At 68.2% G+C, this 14639-nt stretch carries 9 protein-coding genes; 3 read left to right on the top strand and 6 right to left on the bottom strand.

The features are described from left to right. Both KBI44_14705 and KBI44_14700 read left to right on the top strand, forming a co-directional pair. Nucleotides 1-1252 (top strand): PD40 domain-containing protein (locus tag KBI44_14705; protein ID MBP9145732.1); only part of this gene is annotated, 1252 nt, incomplete at its 5' end. A gap of 136 nt (nt 1253-1388) precedes the next feature. Continuing rightward, nucleotides 1389-2819 (top strand): gamma-aminobutyraldehyde dehydrogenase, encoded by a 1431-nt coding sequence (locus KBI44_14700; GenBank protein MBP9145731.1) that lies wholly within the window; start codon nt 1389-1391, stop codon nt 2817-2819. 452 nt (nt 2820-3271) lie between these two features. Here KBI44_14700 and KBI44_14695 read toward each other — a convergent pair whose 3' ends face one another. From KBI44_14695 to KBI44_14685, 3 genes are all read right to left on the bottom strand, one after another. Continuing rightward, nucleotides 3272-4990: a right-handed parallel beta-helix repeat-containing protein gene (locus tag KBI44_14695; protein ID MBP9145730.1), complete on the bottom strand. Its 1719-nt coding sequence runs from the start codon at nt 4988-4990 to the stop codon at nt 3272-3274. Nucleotides 4991-5188: 198 nt separating this feature from the next. Next, nucleotides 5189-6829 carry a diguanylate cyclase gene (locus KBI44_14690; GenBank protein MBP9145729.1) on the bottom strand — a complete coding sequence of 547 codons (1641 nt, stop codon included), beginning with the start codon at nt 6827-6829 and terminating at the stop codon, nt 5189-5191. 263 nt (nt 6830-7092) lie between these two features. Beyond that, nucleotides 7093-8457 (bottom strand): NAD-dependent succinate-semialdehyde dehydrogenase, encoded by a 1365-nt coding sequence (locus KBI44_14685; protein ID MBP9145728.1) that lies wholly within the window; start codon nt 8455-8457, stop codon nt 7093-7095. A gap of 354 nt (nt 8458-8811) precedes the next feature. On the opposite strand from KBI44_14685, the gene KBI44_14680 reads away from it, so the two are divergent. Further along, on the top strand, nt 8812-10398 hold the full coding sequence (locus KBI44_14680; protein ID MBP9145727.1) for an FG-GAP repeat protein: 1587 nt from the start codon (nt 8812-8814) through the stop codon (nt 10396-10398). Nucleotides 10399-10471: 73 nt separating this feature from the next. On the opposite strand, the gene KBI44_14675 is transcribed toward KBI44_14680, so the two are convergent. The 3 genes from KBI44_14675 to gabT form a co-directional block, all read right to left on the bottom strand. Then, on the bottom strand, nt 10472-11605 hold the full coding sequence (locus tag KBI44_14675) for a saccharopine dehydrogenase NADP-binding domain-containing protein (GenBank protein ID MBP9145726.1): 1134 nt from the start codon (nt 11603-11605) through the stop codon (nt 10472-10474). Next, nucleotides 11602-12978 carry a putrescine aminotransferase gene (locus KBI44_14670; GenBank protein MBP9145725.1) on the bottom strand — a complete coding sequence of 459 codons (1377 nt, stop codon included), beginning with the start codon at nt 12976-12978 and terminating at the stop codon, nt 11602-11604. Before KBI44_14670 ends, KBI44_14675 begins: the two co-directional genes overlap by 4 nt. Before the next feature lie 96 nt (nt 12979-13074). Continuing rightward, a complete protein-coding gene (gene gabT / locus KBI44_14665; protein ID MBP9145724.1) occupies nt 13075-14412 on the bottom strand; it encodes a 4-aminobutyrate--2-oxoglutarate transaminase in 1338 nt (445 codons plus the stop codon). Nucleotides 14413-14639 lie beyond the last annotated feature (227 nt).

Raw genomic sequence — 14639 nt, 5'->3', positions numbered from 1 at the left:
GAACATGGCGTCCGACCGGGACGTCATCGGCTTTCGCATCTCCCCGACCAGCGACCGCGTCTTCTACTACAGCGACAGGTACGCGTGGACCCAGTACGACCTCTACAGCGTCCCGATCGACGGCCCTGGCGCGGCCTCCGTGCGGCTGAACCCGACGCTGTTCCAGGAAAGCGACGTCGACGGCTTCGAGGTGAGCCCGGACGGCGAAACCGTGGTCTACAGGGCCGGCCGAAACTCGACCGGGGTCTACCGGCTTTACAGCGTCCCGGCGATCGGCGGGGACCCCCTCCTCCTCCAGGATGCCCAGGCTCCCACCGGCGTCCAGTCCTACTTCCGCATCACGCCGGACGGCAACCGCGTGCTCTATCTCATCGATACGACGGTCGACGGCGCCTTCGATCTCTACAGTGTGCCGATCGCCGTCGCGGCGCCGGAGCTGCTCACCACCGGCCTGGCCGCCGGCCACTCAGTCGAGTCGAGCTTTCTCGTCCGTTCCGACAGCACGCGCGTCGTCTTCCGCGCCGCTACGGCCGCCGCCCAGACTTTCCACCTGTTCAGCGTGCCCGTCGCGGGGGGCACCGTCGTCCGTCTGAACGGCGTCCTGGCGAGCACCGAGGATGTCGAACCGCTGTTCTCGATCAGCCCGAACGGCAGCCGGGTGGTCTACAGCTCCGACGAGGACGCGAATGACATCTTCGACCTCTGGACCGTGCCGATCGATGGCGGAGCGCGGATACGGCTGAACAGCGCTCTCGCCCCCGGTGGCGATCTGCTGGAGCACGCGATCAGCGCCGACGGCACGCGCGTCGTCTATCTCGCCGACCAGGCCGCCGATGGCCTCCACGAGCTCTGGAGCGTCCCGATCGGCGGCGGCACCGTGACGAAGCTCAACCGTACGCTGGTCTTCGCAGGCGACGCGAAGGCCTTCCGGATCAGTTCGAATAGCGCCTGGGTGGTCTATGGCGCAGATCAGGATACCGATGAGGTCGACGAACTGCTCGTCGTTCCGATTGCAGGCGGAGCGGTTGAGGACTTGAACGATCCCCTGGTCGCGGGCGGCGACGTCTCCCTGAAGTTCATTCAGACCGTGCTCTTCGACCTCGCCGCGAACGGCCGGGTGGTGGTCTATCCGGCCGACCAGACCGTCGACAGCCAGATCGAGCTCTACACCGCGAGACTTCCCGGTTTCGCGATCTTTCTCGACGGCTTCGGATCGGGCGACCTCTCGGCCTGGTCCGTCGGCGTCTTCTGAATCCGGCGGCCGACGATCGCCGGGCGAGGCGGCGAGGCGCAGGACACGAGGCGGAGGATTTCCCGGCGCGCGGCTTTCCGGCAGAATGGGGGGCAGTGAATCGGGCCCGAGCGGCCCCTACGAGCGAGGGCTTGCGATGCGGAAATTCGAGCTGTTCGTGAACGGCGAAGCGACGGCGGCAGCCGACGGCAGGACCGAGAAGATCGTGAGCCCGGCGACCGAAGAGGTCCTGGCCGAGGTGCCGGTGGGCGGCACCGAGGATGTCGAGCGCGCCGTCACCGCCGCGCACGACGCTTTCGAGAGCTGGTTCGATCGCACCCCGGGCGAGCGCGCGAGCATGCTCCTGAAGCTCGCCGACCGGATCGAGGCGCACGCCGACGAGCTCGCCCTCCTCGAGGCGGCCAACGTCGGCAAGCCCCATTGGCTGGCGAAGAGCGAGATCCCCTTCCTGGTCGACAACCTCCGCTTCTTCGCCGGCGCGGCGCGCTGCATGGAGGGCAAGGCCGCGGGCGAGTACCTCGCCGGCTACACCTCGTTCACCCGCCGCGAACCGGTAGGTGTCGTCGCCTCGATCGCACCGTGGAACTACCCGCTGATGATGGCGATCTGGAAGATCGGCCCGGCGCTCGCCGCCGGCAACACGGTGATTCTCAAGCCCTCGGAGCAGACGCCGCTCAGCTCGCTCCGCCTGGCCGAGCTCGCCGCGGACATCTTCCCCGCCGGCGTCTTCAACGTCCTCACCGGCTACGGCGAGCCGGTTGGCGCCGGCCTCGTGCGCCATCCGAAAGTCGGCATGGTCTCGATCACCGGCGACGTCGGCACGGGCAAGATCGTCGCCCGGACCGCAGCCGAAAGCCTGAAGCGCGTCCACCTCGAGTTGGGCGGCAAGGCGCCGGTGGTGGTCTTCGACGACGCCGACCTCGAACAGGTGGCGGCCGTCCTCAAGCTCGCGAGCTTCGCCAACAGCGGCCAGGACTGCACCGCCGCGACCCGCATCTACGGCGGGCCGAAGATCTACGACAAGCTCCTCGAGACGATGGCCGGCGTCGTCGAGTCGGTCACCTGGGGCGACCTCGCGGACGACAACACGTTCATCGGTCCGGTGGTCTCGAAGGAGCAGCAGGACCGCGTCGCCGGGTTCGTCGATCGGGCGGTGGCGACCGGGCACAGCCGCGTCGTGACCGGCGGCCAGCGTGTCGCCGGCAAGGGCTTCTACTACCAGCCGACGCTCATCGCCGACGCCCGCCAGCAGGACGAGATCGTGCAGCGCGAGGTCTTCGGCCCGGTGGTGACCGTCACGCCGTTCGCGAGCGACGACGAGGCGATCCGCTTTGCCAACGACGTCGACTACGGCCTGGCGGCCTCGGTCTGGACGCGGGACGTCGGCCGCGCCCTCTCCGCGGCGCGCAAGCTCCGCTTCGGCACCGTCTGGATCAACGACCACCTGCCGCTGGTCTCCGAGATGCCGCACGGCGGCTTCAAACAGTCCGGCTACGGCAAGGACATGTCGATGTACGCCCTCGAGGACTACACCGTCGTCAAGCATGTGATGGCGAAGCTCGGCTAGGCGCAGCGCCCTCGTCCTGCGGGGCACTTGCTCGGCGTCCCGTCTGGCCCGCCTGGGTACGCCGGGGACACGTATCCGCCCTCGAGCGTTCGCGGGTTCGTCGGCACTTACGGTGCCATTCCCGGGGACACATAGCGGCTGTCACGACGCGGAGACGCTCAAACCTCCAAGTGGCCGCAATGTGTCCCCAACTGTTGCCGCCACCCCTCGTCGGCAGGGTTGCGAGAGCAGCTTCCTGTTCCACAGGGGCGCTCGGGCGCTCGAGACGCCAGGGTGGGCGACCACGCTTCAAATAGGAGCCCGCCCTGGGTTCTCGAGTGCCGGAGCGCCCCCGCGACGGCAGGTGGGCGTGGCAGGGGACACATAGCGGCTGGCACGCCCGCTCGTTGGCGCGAGGGGCGCGTGGCCGCAATGTGTCTTCAGGTGTGGCCGGAGGAAATTCTCGCGACGGCTCAGGGGGCCACGGACGACCAGGCACTGGTGTTGCCCGAGAAGAAGCCGTCGGCGAACAGCGGGCGAACCTCGTCGAAACCCAGGTCGTAGAGACCGCCGCTGGCACCCGGCGTGCCGTTCGGGTTGGAAGCAAGGTCGAAGCCTCGCGCCTCGTGATCGCCGTCGAAATGCAGGGGCGTATAGGCGAACGTGTCGCAGTAGTCGACCGCCGGCGATGAGGGGAGCGGACGCAGGTTGCCGGCGATGGCGTTCGCAAACATCGGATCGCTGGTGCTGATCAGAGTGGCATCGACGGGGAGACCGGTAGTGTTCGAGAGGATGAGGCAGTCGGCTTCGGTCAGCTCTCCGCCAGAATCCAGAACCATCGCGTCATTCGGATGAAAGATGCTCGAGTTCAGAGTCGCGGTGGCGCCGACGATGAGCGCGACCGGACTCGTAGTGAACCCGCCATTCCAAACGTTCCTGGAGGCGGTGACGAAGGCGATGGAGAGATGCGCGCTATCCCGCCCTTCAAACAGAGCGTCAGCCTCCTGATTGTTCCAAAGACGCATACCTTCGACAGTCAGCGTCGAGCCGACGCCAGTCGCGTAGAGGATGCTCCCATTGTTCAAACCCGGCGTCAGGTAGTTGCCTTCCGCGATGGTCTGGTAGATCTCGACGTCGGCGCCGCTCTCCGCGAAGACGGCGGCACCCGGAACGGAGATGTCGACCTGCGTGACGCCGTTCCCGGAGAGGTCCGAACAGCGCGTCGGATTGAAGCAGGGCCCGTCGACCCGATCCATGATGACCTTCGCCCCGAGACCGGCCCAGATCCCGCCCCCTTCGAGGCCGGCTTCGTTGCCGGTCACCGCGGCGTTTCGGATCATCACCGTCGTCGTCGCTCCGGTGGCATAGATGCCGCCGCCCTGATCCGTCGCGGTGTTGTTGCTGATCTCCGTGGCGTAGACGCTCGCGACGGCTCCGTCGACGAGGACCGTGGCGCCGCTGCTGGCGTAGAGGCCGCCGCCCAGGGTCGCGCTGTTGGAGGCGATCGCGGAGTTGTTCAGGATGTTCATGTCGCAGGCCGAACCGGCGACGATTCCACCGCCCGCGGTGGCGGCGTTGTCATGGATGATCGCCGAGGTATCGACCTGGGAACCGGTGAGGCAGGTGATGCCGGGCCCCGTGTTTTCGGAGATCGCGCTCAGGACGTCGATCGTGAGGTCGCCGCCGTCCACGACGGCGGCGCCGCCTGTTCCGTTGTTCTGGAGCAGGATCTCGCTCGCCGTCACCTGTCCCCCGGCGCCGACCCGCAGCCCCTCCTCACCCGAGCCGATGAGCTGGAGGCCGCGGAGGGTGACCTGCGAGGTCGGCTGCGAACCGGTGTCGACCTCGACGACGGGATTCGTCGCCTGCCCATCGATGGTCGTAGTTCCGCTCGCAGTCGTGTCGGCGCAGGTGTCGTATCCGCCGGCGAGCGTCACCGCGCCGACCGTTCCCGGGCTCCAGTCGGTGAGGTGAATATAGAGGTTGGTGTAGGCCTGGTTCCGCGCGATGCGGATCTCATCGGCGCCGGCGGCGAGCGAGGCAAGCAGGGCGTTGTTGATCGTCGCATGCGTGCACGCGCCGTCGGAGCCGACAGTGAAGATCGCGGCGGGGAGCAGGGACGCTCCGCTGGCGGAGAGGAGGAGCGCGAGAGCGCTCAGCTTCTGGATGCGACGACGGCGAGTCGATGACATTGTCCTTCTCCTCGAAAAGAGAGTCCGGTCGGCAGGCAGGTCGAGCGCCCGTCCACGGGCGACGGTTGAATTGTCAAAAGGCCGATTTGCGCGAGATTGTATGACGCGGTCGAGATTCTGCGAAAGGCGATGCGCTCCGCTCTGTGCATCCTGCGGGCTGGTCCGCCTGTCGTAGGACAGCGAGGCCTGTGTCGCCCCCTACGTAGGCGACGGCGCTCCGGAGACCATGGTCTCGTCCATCGCGACGCGGTCGCGGCCGCGGGCCTTGGCGCGGTAGAGGGCCTCGTCGGCGGCGACCAGGAGCTGGTCGCTCGTCGTGACGGAGTCGTTGAGGGTCGCACCGCCACAGCTCGCCGAGACCGTCACCACTGCGCCGGCCGCGGTCCGGCAGCGCAGGTCGAGGATTCGCATCCGCACCCGCTCCGCCACCTCACGCGCCCCTTCGCGGTCGGTGGTCGGAAGGATGAGCGCGAACTCCTCGCCACCGAGGCGCGCCGCCATGTCCCACTCGCGGACGCAGGAGGAGAGCAGGGCGCCGACCTCCTTCAGCACGAGGTCGCCGACCGCGTGACCGTGGGCGTCGTTGACCGCCTTGAAGTGATCGAGGTCGAGCATCACGAGCGCCAGCGACTCCCCCTGGCGCTGGGCCCGCTTGAGCTCCGCCTCCAGACGCACGAAGAACTGCCGGCGGTTGGCGAGCAGCGTCAACGGGTCGGTGCTGGCCAGCCGCTCGAGCTCCAGATTGGCGGATCGCAATTTCGCCTGGGCGGCCTCGAGTGCCTGCTCGCTGCGCTTGCGCTCGGTGACGTCGCGCAGCACCACCAGCCGGCCGCGAACGGTGCCCCCATGGCTCGCGAGAGGAGAGACCATGGCGTCGTAGGTGCGCTCCTCGCCCGCGAAGGAGGCACCCCACTCGCGGGCTTCTCGCCGCGGCGGGCCACTGATGAGCTCGGCGAGCCGCGCCGGCAGAGCCTCGTCGGCGGGTCTGCCGATCAGTGCTTCCGGCGCGGCGCCGAGAATCTGCAGCGCGGCACGGTTGGCGTCGATCACCCAACCCCGGCCGTCGGCCAGAACGACCCCCTCCGGCATGGCGTCGATCACGGTATCCCGGGCGAGCGGCACGAGCTCGAGGAACTGCCAGCGGAAAAGCGCCAACGAAAGGAGGATCATGCTCAGGGTGAAGCCGATCGGGGTGAGATCGATCGGCGGCATGACGGCGAGCTTGGAAAGATACGCGGCGTTGCCCACGAGAGTGAGCAGCGGCGCCGCGACCACCGCCACCATCTGCCCGCGGAAGGTCTCTTTGGCCTGACCCAGGGTCCAGAGGAGCAGGAAAGTCGCTGCCGCGATCATCAGGTAGCTGTAGATCGAGAAGACCAGAAACCAGGTCCCGTAGTCGGCGGCGAGAACCAGGGTCGAGTCTCTTTCGACCAGGCGCACGCTGTCGTAGATCCAACGGTGGCGATCGAGCGTCGCGGCGAGAATCAGAGTCAGAGCGGGAACGGCGGTGAGCGCCGGCCCCCGCCAGCCGCGGATCCACCTGTCCTGCCCGCAGTAGCGCACCGCGAACAACAGCCAGGCGACGGGCGCGAGGACGATGCCGATGTACTCGAACTTGGTCAGCAGGAGCTTCATCGGCAGGTCGGGGGCGCAGAGGATCGCCGCCTCGAAGACCGACCAGACCGCCGTCGACGCGACGAGGAGGGCGAAAGCCGGAGCGCCCGGCGCACGCCGGCGCCGCCAGGTGAGCGCGAGCAGTCCCAGCGCTGCAGTCGTGGCCAGCAGCGCCGGAATCGCGTACGGAGTGAGCTGCCAGCCGTTGACCAATCGGAGCTCCAATCAGTCGTTCGATAGAGACTGGAATACTGGTGACAGTTTACTGATTTCGCCTACAAAGAGGTCACGAAGAGCCGCCCATTCGCCAGGCGAAATCAGCGAACTTCCATGAAACATGGTGAAACATAGGGACAGTCCCCGCTTTCGGTTCCCTGGGGCGCTCGGGCGCTCGGGAATCCAGGGTGGGCGACCACGCTTCAAATAGGAGCCCGCCCTGGATTCCCGAGTGCCGGAGTGCCCCCGCGGCCGCGGCAACGCTCGTCGCGCTAGGCGATCCAGACCGTCTTCACGTTGACGAACTCGCGGATCCCGGCGAGCGAGAGCTCGCGACCGAAGCCGGAGCGCTTGATGCCGCCGAACGGCAGGCGCGGGTCGCTCTTCACCATGCCGTTCAGGAAGACCGAACCGGCTTCGATCTCGACCGCGAGGCGCTCCTGCTCGGCGGCTTCGTTCGTCCACGCCGAAGCTCCCAGGCCGAAGACCTTGTGGTTGGCGAGCGCGATCGCCGCGTCGAGATCCGCCACCCGGAAGAGCGTCGCCACCGGGCCGAAGAGCTCGTCGTCCCAGGCCGGCGAGCCGGGTACCGGCTCCGCGAGGACGGTCGGCGGGTAGAAGTTTCCCGGCCCGTCGGGGATCCGGCCCCCCAGCAGGAGCTTCGCCCCCGCCGCCACCGAGCGCTCCACCTGCTCCGCCAGCTCGGCGCGGATCGGTGCGGTGGCGAGCGGGCCGATCTCGGTCGCCGGATCCATCGGGTCGCCCACCACCAGCGCCGCCATGCCGCCGAGGAAGAGCGTGACGAAGCGGTCGTAGACCGCCTCGTGGACGATGAAGCGTTTGGCCGCGATGCACGACTGGCCGTTGTTGATCGTCCGTGCCTTGACCGCGGTGGCCGCTGCCTTCGCGAGGTCGGCGGAGGGCAGCACGATGAACGGGTCGCTGCCGCCCAGCTCGAGCACCGCCTTCTTGATCTGGGCGCCGGCGGCGCGGCCGACAGCGACCCCCGCCCCCTCGCTGCCGGTGAGCGTCACCGCCGCGATGCGCGGGTCGTCGATCATCTTCGCGACCGCCGCGCTGCCCACGAGCAGCGTCTGGAAGCAGCCCTCGGGGAAGCCGGCGCGCGAAAAGACCTCGGCGATGGCGAGCGCCGACTGCGGCACGTTCGAGGCGTGCTTCAGAATGCCGACGTTGCCCGCCATGAGGGTCGGTGCGGCAAAGCGCAGCACCTGCCAGAACGGAAAGTTCCACGGCATCACCGCCAGCACGCAGCCCAGCGGGTCGTAGCGCACGTAGCTCCGGCCGGCGTCGGTCGCGACCTCCTGCGGCGCGAGAAACGCTTCGGCGTGCTCGGCATAGTAGCGGCAGACCGAGGCGCACTTCTCGACCTCGGCAATCGCCGCGCCGATCGGCTTCCCCATCTCGAGCGTCATGATCTCGCCGAAGCGGCGCCTGTCCTCCTCGAGGATCTCCGCGGCGCGCCGCATCTTCGCGGCGCGCACCGCGAAACCGACTCTGCGCCAGATCCGAAAGGTCTTCTCGGCAAGAGCCAGCGCGATTTCGATCTCCGCCGCTCCCGCTTCATCGAAACTGTGCAGCAACTTGCCGTTGGCTGGATTGACTGACGCGATGGCCATAGGGAGCTCCCGTTCTTCCCTTCGGATCTTAGTTCGTTGGCCTGGATTTCAGCTCGAGCTGCGGGGCGCGCCGCTGCGCGAGCGCGATGCTGGGCTTCGCCTCCCACCCGTCCGACCACCATGAATTATGAACTCTTTGATTCGTTTTTCATGGACAGTCCGATTCCGTGCAGCTTCCCCGGCGTGCGGTCCTCCAGCTGACTCGACGCCCAGGCGGGTCCCTCCTGCGCGATACCGGCGCCGGCCCTGGCCCGCTCACCGAAGCGAGGGTTTGCCACTGACGAATGTCAGGAGATAAGCGTTCGCGATTCGGCAACGATCTCCCTCGTCGCGACCCAACCCGAGGAGGTTTTCATGCCTACCCGCTCTCGCCCTGCCTTTTCGCTTCTCTTGCTGGCCCTCGCGGCGCCGCTCGCCCTTCCAGCGCAAACGGGCTCGTGCGGCGTGGGCAACGCGCGCAACTGGTGCGCCGGCCAGGACAGCCCCGGCGTCGTGGGAGTCGCGCAGGCCGGCGACCGCTTCGGCGCCGCCCTGGCCTTCGGCGACTTCGACGGCGACGGCGCGACCGATCTCGCCGTGGGCGCCCCCGGCGAGAGCGACGGCCTCGCCGGGAACGCCGGCGCGGTCTGGGCCTTCCACTCTTCGAGCCTCGGCCTCCACCTCGGCGGGACGCAGGTCTTCGACCAGGATGACCTTTCGGGTGGCGACGGCGGCACCGAAAGCGACGACCAGTTCGGCTTCGCGCTCGCCGCTGGCGACATCGACGGCGACGGCTACGACGATCTCGCGATCGGTTCGCCGTTCGAGGACCTTCCGGACGAGGACGGGGTGTGCGGCATCCTCTCTGACTGCGAGGCCGCCGGGGTGGTCCACGCGGTCTTCGGCTCGCCGTCCGGTCTCGACACGACGCGCGTCGCCTTCTTCCGAAACAGCATCGCGTTCGAAGGGCAGGGGACCGGGCACAGCCTCACGATCGGGAACTTCGACGGCGACGAGGATGAAGAGCTCGTGGTCGGCATGCCGGGGTCGATGACCGCGGGCGACTTTACGATCGACACCAGCAAAGTCGCGATCCTCACGCTCTCCGAGGCGGGGGTCCTCGTCCCAGCGGGCGTCTCCGGCGCGGACCCCGCCCTCGAGGAGGGGGCACAGTGGGGCTTCGCGGTCGCCCTCGGCGGGCTCGGGCCGGACGGCGCCCCCGGCTATGCCTCCGGCGCTCCGTCGGCGACGGCCGGAGGCTCGCCTGCCGCAGGTCGCGTCTCGGTTCTCGACGAGGACGGCGCGGGCCTGGCAGAGCTCCTCCAGAACGACTTCGGGACGGCGGGCAACGGCGCGAGCGACGCGTTCGGCTCGGCGCTCGCGGTGGGCGACTTCGACGGCGACGGTTTCGACGATCTGGCGAGCGCTGCGCCGTTCAAGAACGACGGCGGCGCGACCGATTCGGGCAGAATCTACGTGGCGTTCGGCTCGAGCGCCGGCGTCGACCCGGCGGTCTTCGACATCTTGAGTCTCGGGGATTTCCCGGGCACAACGGCCGCCGACGGCGACCGGCTGGGAGCCGCCCTCGCCGCCGGCGACTTCGACGGCGACGGCTTCGACGACCTGTTCCTCGGATCGCCAGGGAGAGGCGGCGACGATCGCGGGTTCGTTTTCTACCTCCGCGGCTCGGCGGAGGGTCTCTCCGCCGGCGTCAACTTCGTTCTCTCCGAGCCCACCCTTGGCGGAACTGCCCAAGCGAACGCCGGATTCGGCTCGGTCCTCGCGATGGGCGACCTCGATGGCGACGGCGCCGACGAGCTCGGCATCGGCGTTCCCGACAAGAATTCCGGCGCCGACGATTCAGGAATCGTCTACGTCACCCGGCAGTTCAATCCGAACTGGATCTTCGGCGACGGCTTTGAATCAGCGGGCCTCGCGATCTGGTCGGACTCGAGTGGCTGAAGCTCGGCTGACTCGGCGATAGGACATCGCCGAAGGAGAGGACTCTACGTGTCGGTCTGGTTCTCACCTGCTGTCATTCCCCGAGCCGATCCTGCTCGGAGAATGAGGCCCGGATGCCGCGCTTCTCGAGCTCGGCGAAGAAGCGCTCGAACGGCAGCGCGGTCTCCGGGCAGAGGACCCCCGGGGTCGCGACCGTGCCCTCCGCCAGCAGGACGCCGGCGATCGCGAGCGGCACGCCGGTGTCGAGCGCGCCGGCGCCGAAACCCCATTCGCGGTGCGGGCCGATGAGCGCTTCGCCACGGCGCCGCACCGATCGGCCATCGATCTCGCCGGTGAGGTCGACGCGCAGGCAGTCGCAGTCGTCAGGCAACCCGCCGGGACTCGTCTGAGCGGCACCCAGGGCCAGGAGCATCTGGCGTGGCGAGACGCCACCGACGCGCGGCTCGCGGTTGGCGAAGCCGAGCTCGACCAGGAAGCGCACCTTCTCCATGAACGCCGGCTCGAACGCCACCTTGAAACTCGCGCCGGTGAGGCCGGGAAACGAACGCGCGAACATCGCCACTTCGGAGTGCAGGGTGTAGATGGCCCGCATCCTGCCCACCGGCGGAGGGAAGTCGATCTCCTCCTCGCCGCTCCTGGGCGGCACCGGATGGGCCCGTCCCTGCTCGACGATCCAGGGTTCGAGAGCGAACTCGTCGAGCACCGTGTCGAGCGCGTAGGGAATCGGCAACGGACCCGCTGCTCCTCGATCGAGGCAGCCGACCCGTACGTGTGCCTCGTGCACCGCGTCGAGCTCGCGCGCCAGAAAGCCGGCCATGGCGTTGGTGATCCCCGGCGTCGAACCCATGCCGAGGAGCGCCGGCACTCCGGCCGCGACGAACTCCTCGTGGAGCTCGAACTGCCTCTGCGTCCCGTGGTAGAGCCCGCCCAGGTCGCTATAAGGCACCCGCGCCGCGAGCGCGGCGCGCATCACCGGCACGTTCCAGTAGTAGGTAACGCAGTTGAGCACCGCATCGTGCCCGGCGAGGAGCCGCGCCGTCGCGGCCTCGTCGCGCACATCGACCTGAGCGAAGCGCGCGTTCGCCGTCTTCGGCACGAACTCGCGGAAGTCCGCCGCCGTAATCTCGGCCTCCGGCGCGAAAACCTCGAGATCCTTGAGCACCACCTCCGCCATGGCGCCGGCGGCGCCGAGGACGCAGATCCTCACTCGTCGTCCTCGTCGTGGTGGACGTAGGCGGTGTCGCGGTCGACCTCTTTCAGCGTCTCCTCGAGGATGTCGAGCACCTCGTCGATGAGCGCGTCGGAGATGTTGAGCGCCGGTTCGATGCGCACGACGCGCGAGTTGGTGAGGGTACCGGCGACGAGGACGCCGCGCTTGAAGAGATTCGCGACCACCTTGTAGCCGATCTCGGTGTTCTCGAACTCGAGGCCGAGGAGCAGCCCCTTCCCTTGAGCCTTCCGCAGCACGCGGTCATAGCGCATCTGCAGCGCCACGAGCTCGCCGAGAAGGTACCTGCCCTTCTTGTGCGCCTGGCCGACGAGGTCCTCTTCGAGGGTGACGTGGATCGCCGCGATGCCGGCGGCGCAGGCGAGGGGGTTGCCGCCGAAGGTCGAGGTGTGGATGAACGGGTTCTTCTCGAGCACGCTCCAGATCTTGGGCGTCGAGACGAAGGCCGAGAGCGGCATCACGCCGCCGCCCAAAGCCTTCCCGAGGCAGAGGATGTCGGGCACCGTGTTCCAGTGCTCGACGCCGAACATCTTGCCGGTTCGCCCCATGCCGGTCTGGACCTCGTCGGCGATGAGCAGCGCCCCGTACTCGTCGCACGCCTTGCGGATGCGGGGCCAGAAGTCGTCCGGCGGCACGATCGCCCCGGCCTCCCCCTGGATCGGCTCCATGATCACCGCGGCAACCCCCTTGCCGGTGGCGTCCGCCTTGTAGAGCTCGTCCTCGACCGCCTCGGCGTCGCCGAACTCGACGAACTGCACGCCGGGAAGGAGCGGCAGGAACGGCTCGCGGTACTCCCATTTGCCCATCAGCGAGAGCGAGCCGCAGCTCTTGCCGTGGAAGCCGCGGATCGACGAGATGAAGTTCACTCGCCCGGTGTAGAGCCGCGCGAGCTTGTAGGCCCCTTCGACCGCGTCGGTGCCGTTGTTGATGAAGAACGAATACTGCAGGTCCCCCGGCGCGATCTCGCCGAGAAGCTCTGCGAGCGCACCGCGCAGCGGATCGATGAGCTCCTGCGAGGAGAGCGGCATCCGCTGCAGCTGATCGGCGACCGCCTTGACGATCTTCGGGTGACGGATGCCGGCGCTGTAGATCCCGTAGCCGCCGAGGCAGTCGATGAAGCGGCGGCCGGTCAGGTCGTAGAGCAGCGACCCCTGGCCCTCCCACTCGAGGGCCGGTTCGTCGCGCATCTCGACCATCGACTTCCGGTACTCGAGATAGCCGCGGTTGTAGTACGAGTTGAAGTTCTCGGCGGTCTCGGTGATGATCCGCCGCTTCTCTTCCTCGGAAAGCTGGGTGGACGAAATGATGTCGAGCCAGCGCTGTGACTCGCGAAGGACTTCGGTACGGTTCATGACAGTAGGCTCCTTTGGCTCCAGTTGGAAGGTTGGCGAACTCCCAGCCAAAGGCCCGCTACGGATCGGTGAACAGGTACCGCGAGAAGCGTCTGGTCACCGGATTTCTCCGGCGGATGTCTCCAGCGCCTGCGCGAGGACATCGAACCCTTCTTCGAGCTGTGCGTCGGTGATGACGAGAGGCATGAGCGTGCGGATCACGTTGCCGTGGGTGCCCGCGGAGAGAAGCAGCAGGCCGCGCTCCCAGGCGCGTCGGACGATCGTCTGGGTGCGCTCCTTGTCGGGCTCGCGCGTCGCGCGATCCCGCACCAGCTCGAGGGCGCGCATCGCCCCCAGCCCGCGCACCTCGCCGATACTCTCGTGGCGCGCCGCGAGACCGGCGAGACGGGTCTCGATCCGGGCGCCGAGCGCCGCGGCCCGGGCGAGGAAGGTGCCGTCCTCGAGGAGATCCAGCACGGCCAGCGCCGCGGCACAAGCGACCGGGTTGCCGACGAAGGTCCCGCCCAGGCCGCCGACCTGTGCGGCGTCCATGAGCTCGGCTCGACCGGTCACCGCCGAGAGCGGCAGGCCGCCGGCGAGCGACTTGGCGATCGTCGTGAGGTCGGGCTCGATCCCGTAGTGCTCCATCGCCCACATCCGGCCGGTGCGTCCGAAGCCGGTCTGGATCTCGTCGGCGACGAAAAGGATGCCGTACTTCCGGCAGAGCTCGAGGAGGACCTTCACATAGGCCGGCGGGGCGACCACGAAGCCGCCCTCGCCCAGGACCAGCTCCATCACCACGCAGGCAACCTTCTCGGCGGCGACGTGCGTGGCGAAGAACTCCTCGAGCTCGCGCCGGAAGGCCGCCTCGTCCGCTGCGAGAGCGGCGGGCCGCCGGTAGAGATAGGGGTAGGGCAGACGGTAGATCTCGGGAGCGAACGGGCCGAAGCCGAGCTTGTACGGCTTGACCTTGCTGGTCATCGACATGCCGAGGAGCGTGCGGCCGTGGAAGGCATGCTCGAAGACCAGCACCGCCTCGCGGCCGGTCGCCCGTCGCGCGATCTTGACCGCGTTCTCGACCGCCTCGACGCCGCTGTTGGCAAAGAGCGTCTTCTTCGCGAACGCTCCTGGAATCGAGACGTTGAGACGCTCGGCGAGCTCGACGTAGCTCGCGTAGGGGGCCACCGCGAAGCAGCTGTGGGTGAACTTCCCGAGCTGGGCGCGTGCCGCCTCGACGACCGCCGGATGGGCATGGCCGACGTTCAGCGTCCCGATGCCACCGGCGAAATCGATGAAGGTGTTGCCGTCGACGTCGTGAAGGAGGGCGCCTTCGGCGCGCTCGACGAAGACCGGAGCGGAGTGCCCGATGCCCACGGGAATGGCCGCCTGGCGCCGCGCCATGAGGGCGCGCGACCGCGGTCCGGGGACTTCCGTTTTCAGCTCGATCGCTCTCATCGCGGGGAGCCCCACCCGAATAGATGTCGCGAAGCAGCAGGCAGCGGCTCGTTTGTGCTCGCCGATAGTAACACCGGGCCTGGACCCGGCCCGGCCGGAACGGGGCGCAGCCCGCAGGCCCGCGCCGCCGGCGCCACCCGATCGTTGCCGCACTGCGGCTTGACCGTCACCCGGTTCGGCGAGATCTTTGCCGACCAAGCGTTCGGTTTTTTATTTAAGGAGACGGG

The organism is Thermoanaerobaculia bacterium (genome assembly GCA_018057705.1).
Classification (GTDB): domain Bacteria; phylum Acidobacteriota; class Thermoanaerobaculia; order Multivoradales; family JAGPDF01; genus JAGPDF01.
This window is presented reverse-complemented; position numbering and strand designations above follow the sequence as displayed.

Excerpts from the sequence above, each read along its gene's own strand:
- KBI44_14695 (MBP9145730.1), bottom strand. The coding sequence starts at position 4,990 with ATGTCATCGACTCGCCGTCGTCGCATCCAGAAGCTGAGCGCTCTCGCG.
- KBI44_14700 (MBP9145731.1), top strand. The coding sequence starts at position 1,389 with ATGCGGAAATTCGAGCTGTTCGTGAACGGCGAAGCGACGGCGGCAGCC.
- KBI44_14670 (MBP9145725.1), bottom strand. The coding sequence starts at position 12,978 with ATGAACCGTACCGAAGTCCTTCGCGAGTCACAGCGCTGGCTCGACATC.
- KBI44_14680 (MBP9145727.1), top strand. The coding sequence starts at position 8,812 with ATGCCTACCCGCTCTCGCCCTGCCTTTTCGCTTCTCTTGCTGGCCCTC.
- KBI44_14685 (MBP9145728.1), bottom strand. The coding sequence starts at position 8,457 with ATGGCCATCGCGTCAGTCAATCCAGCCAACGGCAAGTTGCTGCACAGT.
- gabT (MBP9145724.1), bottom strand. The coding sequence starts at position 14,412 with ATGAGAGCGATCGAGCTGAAAACGGAAGTCCCCGGACCGCGGTCGCGC.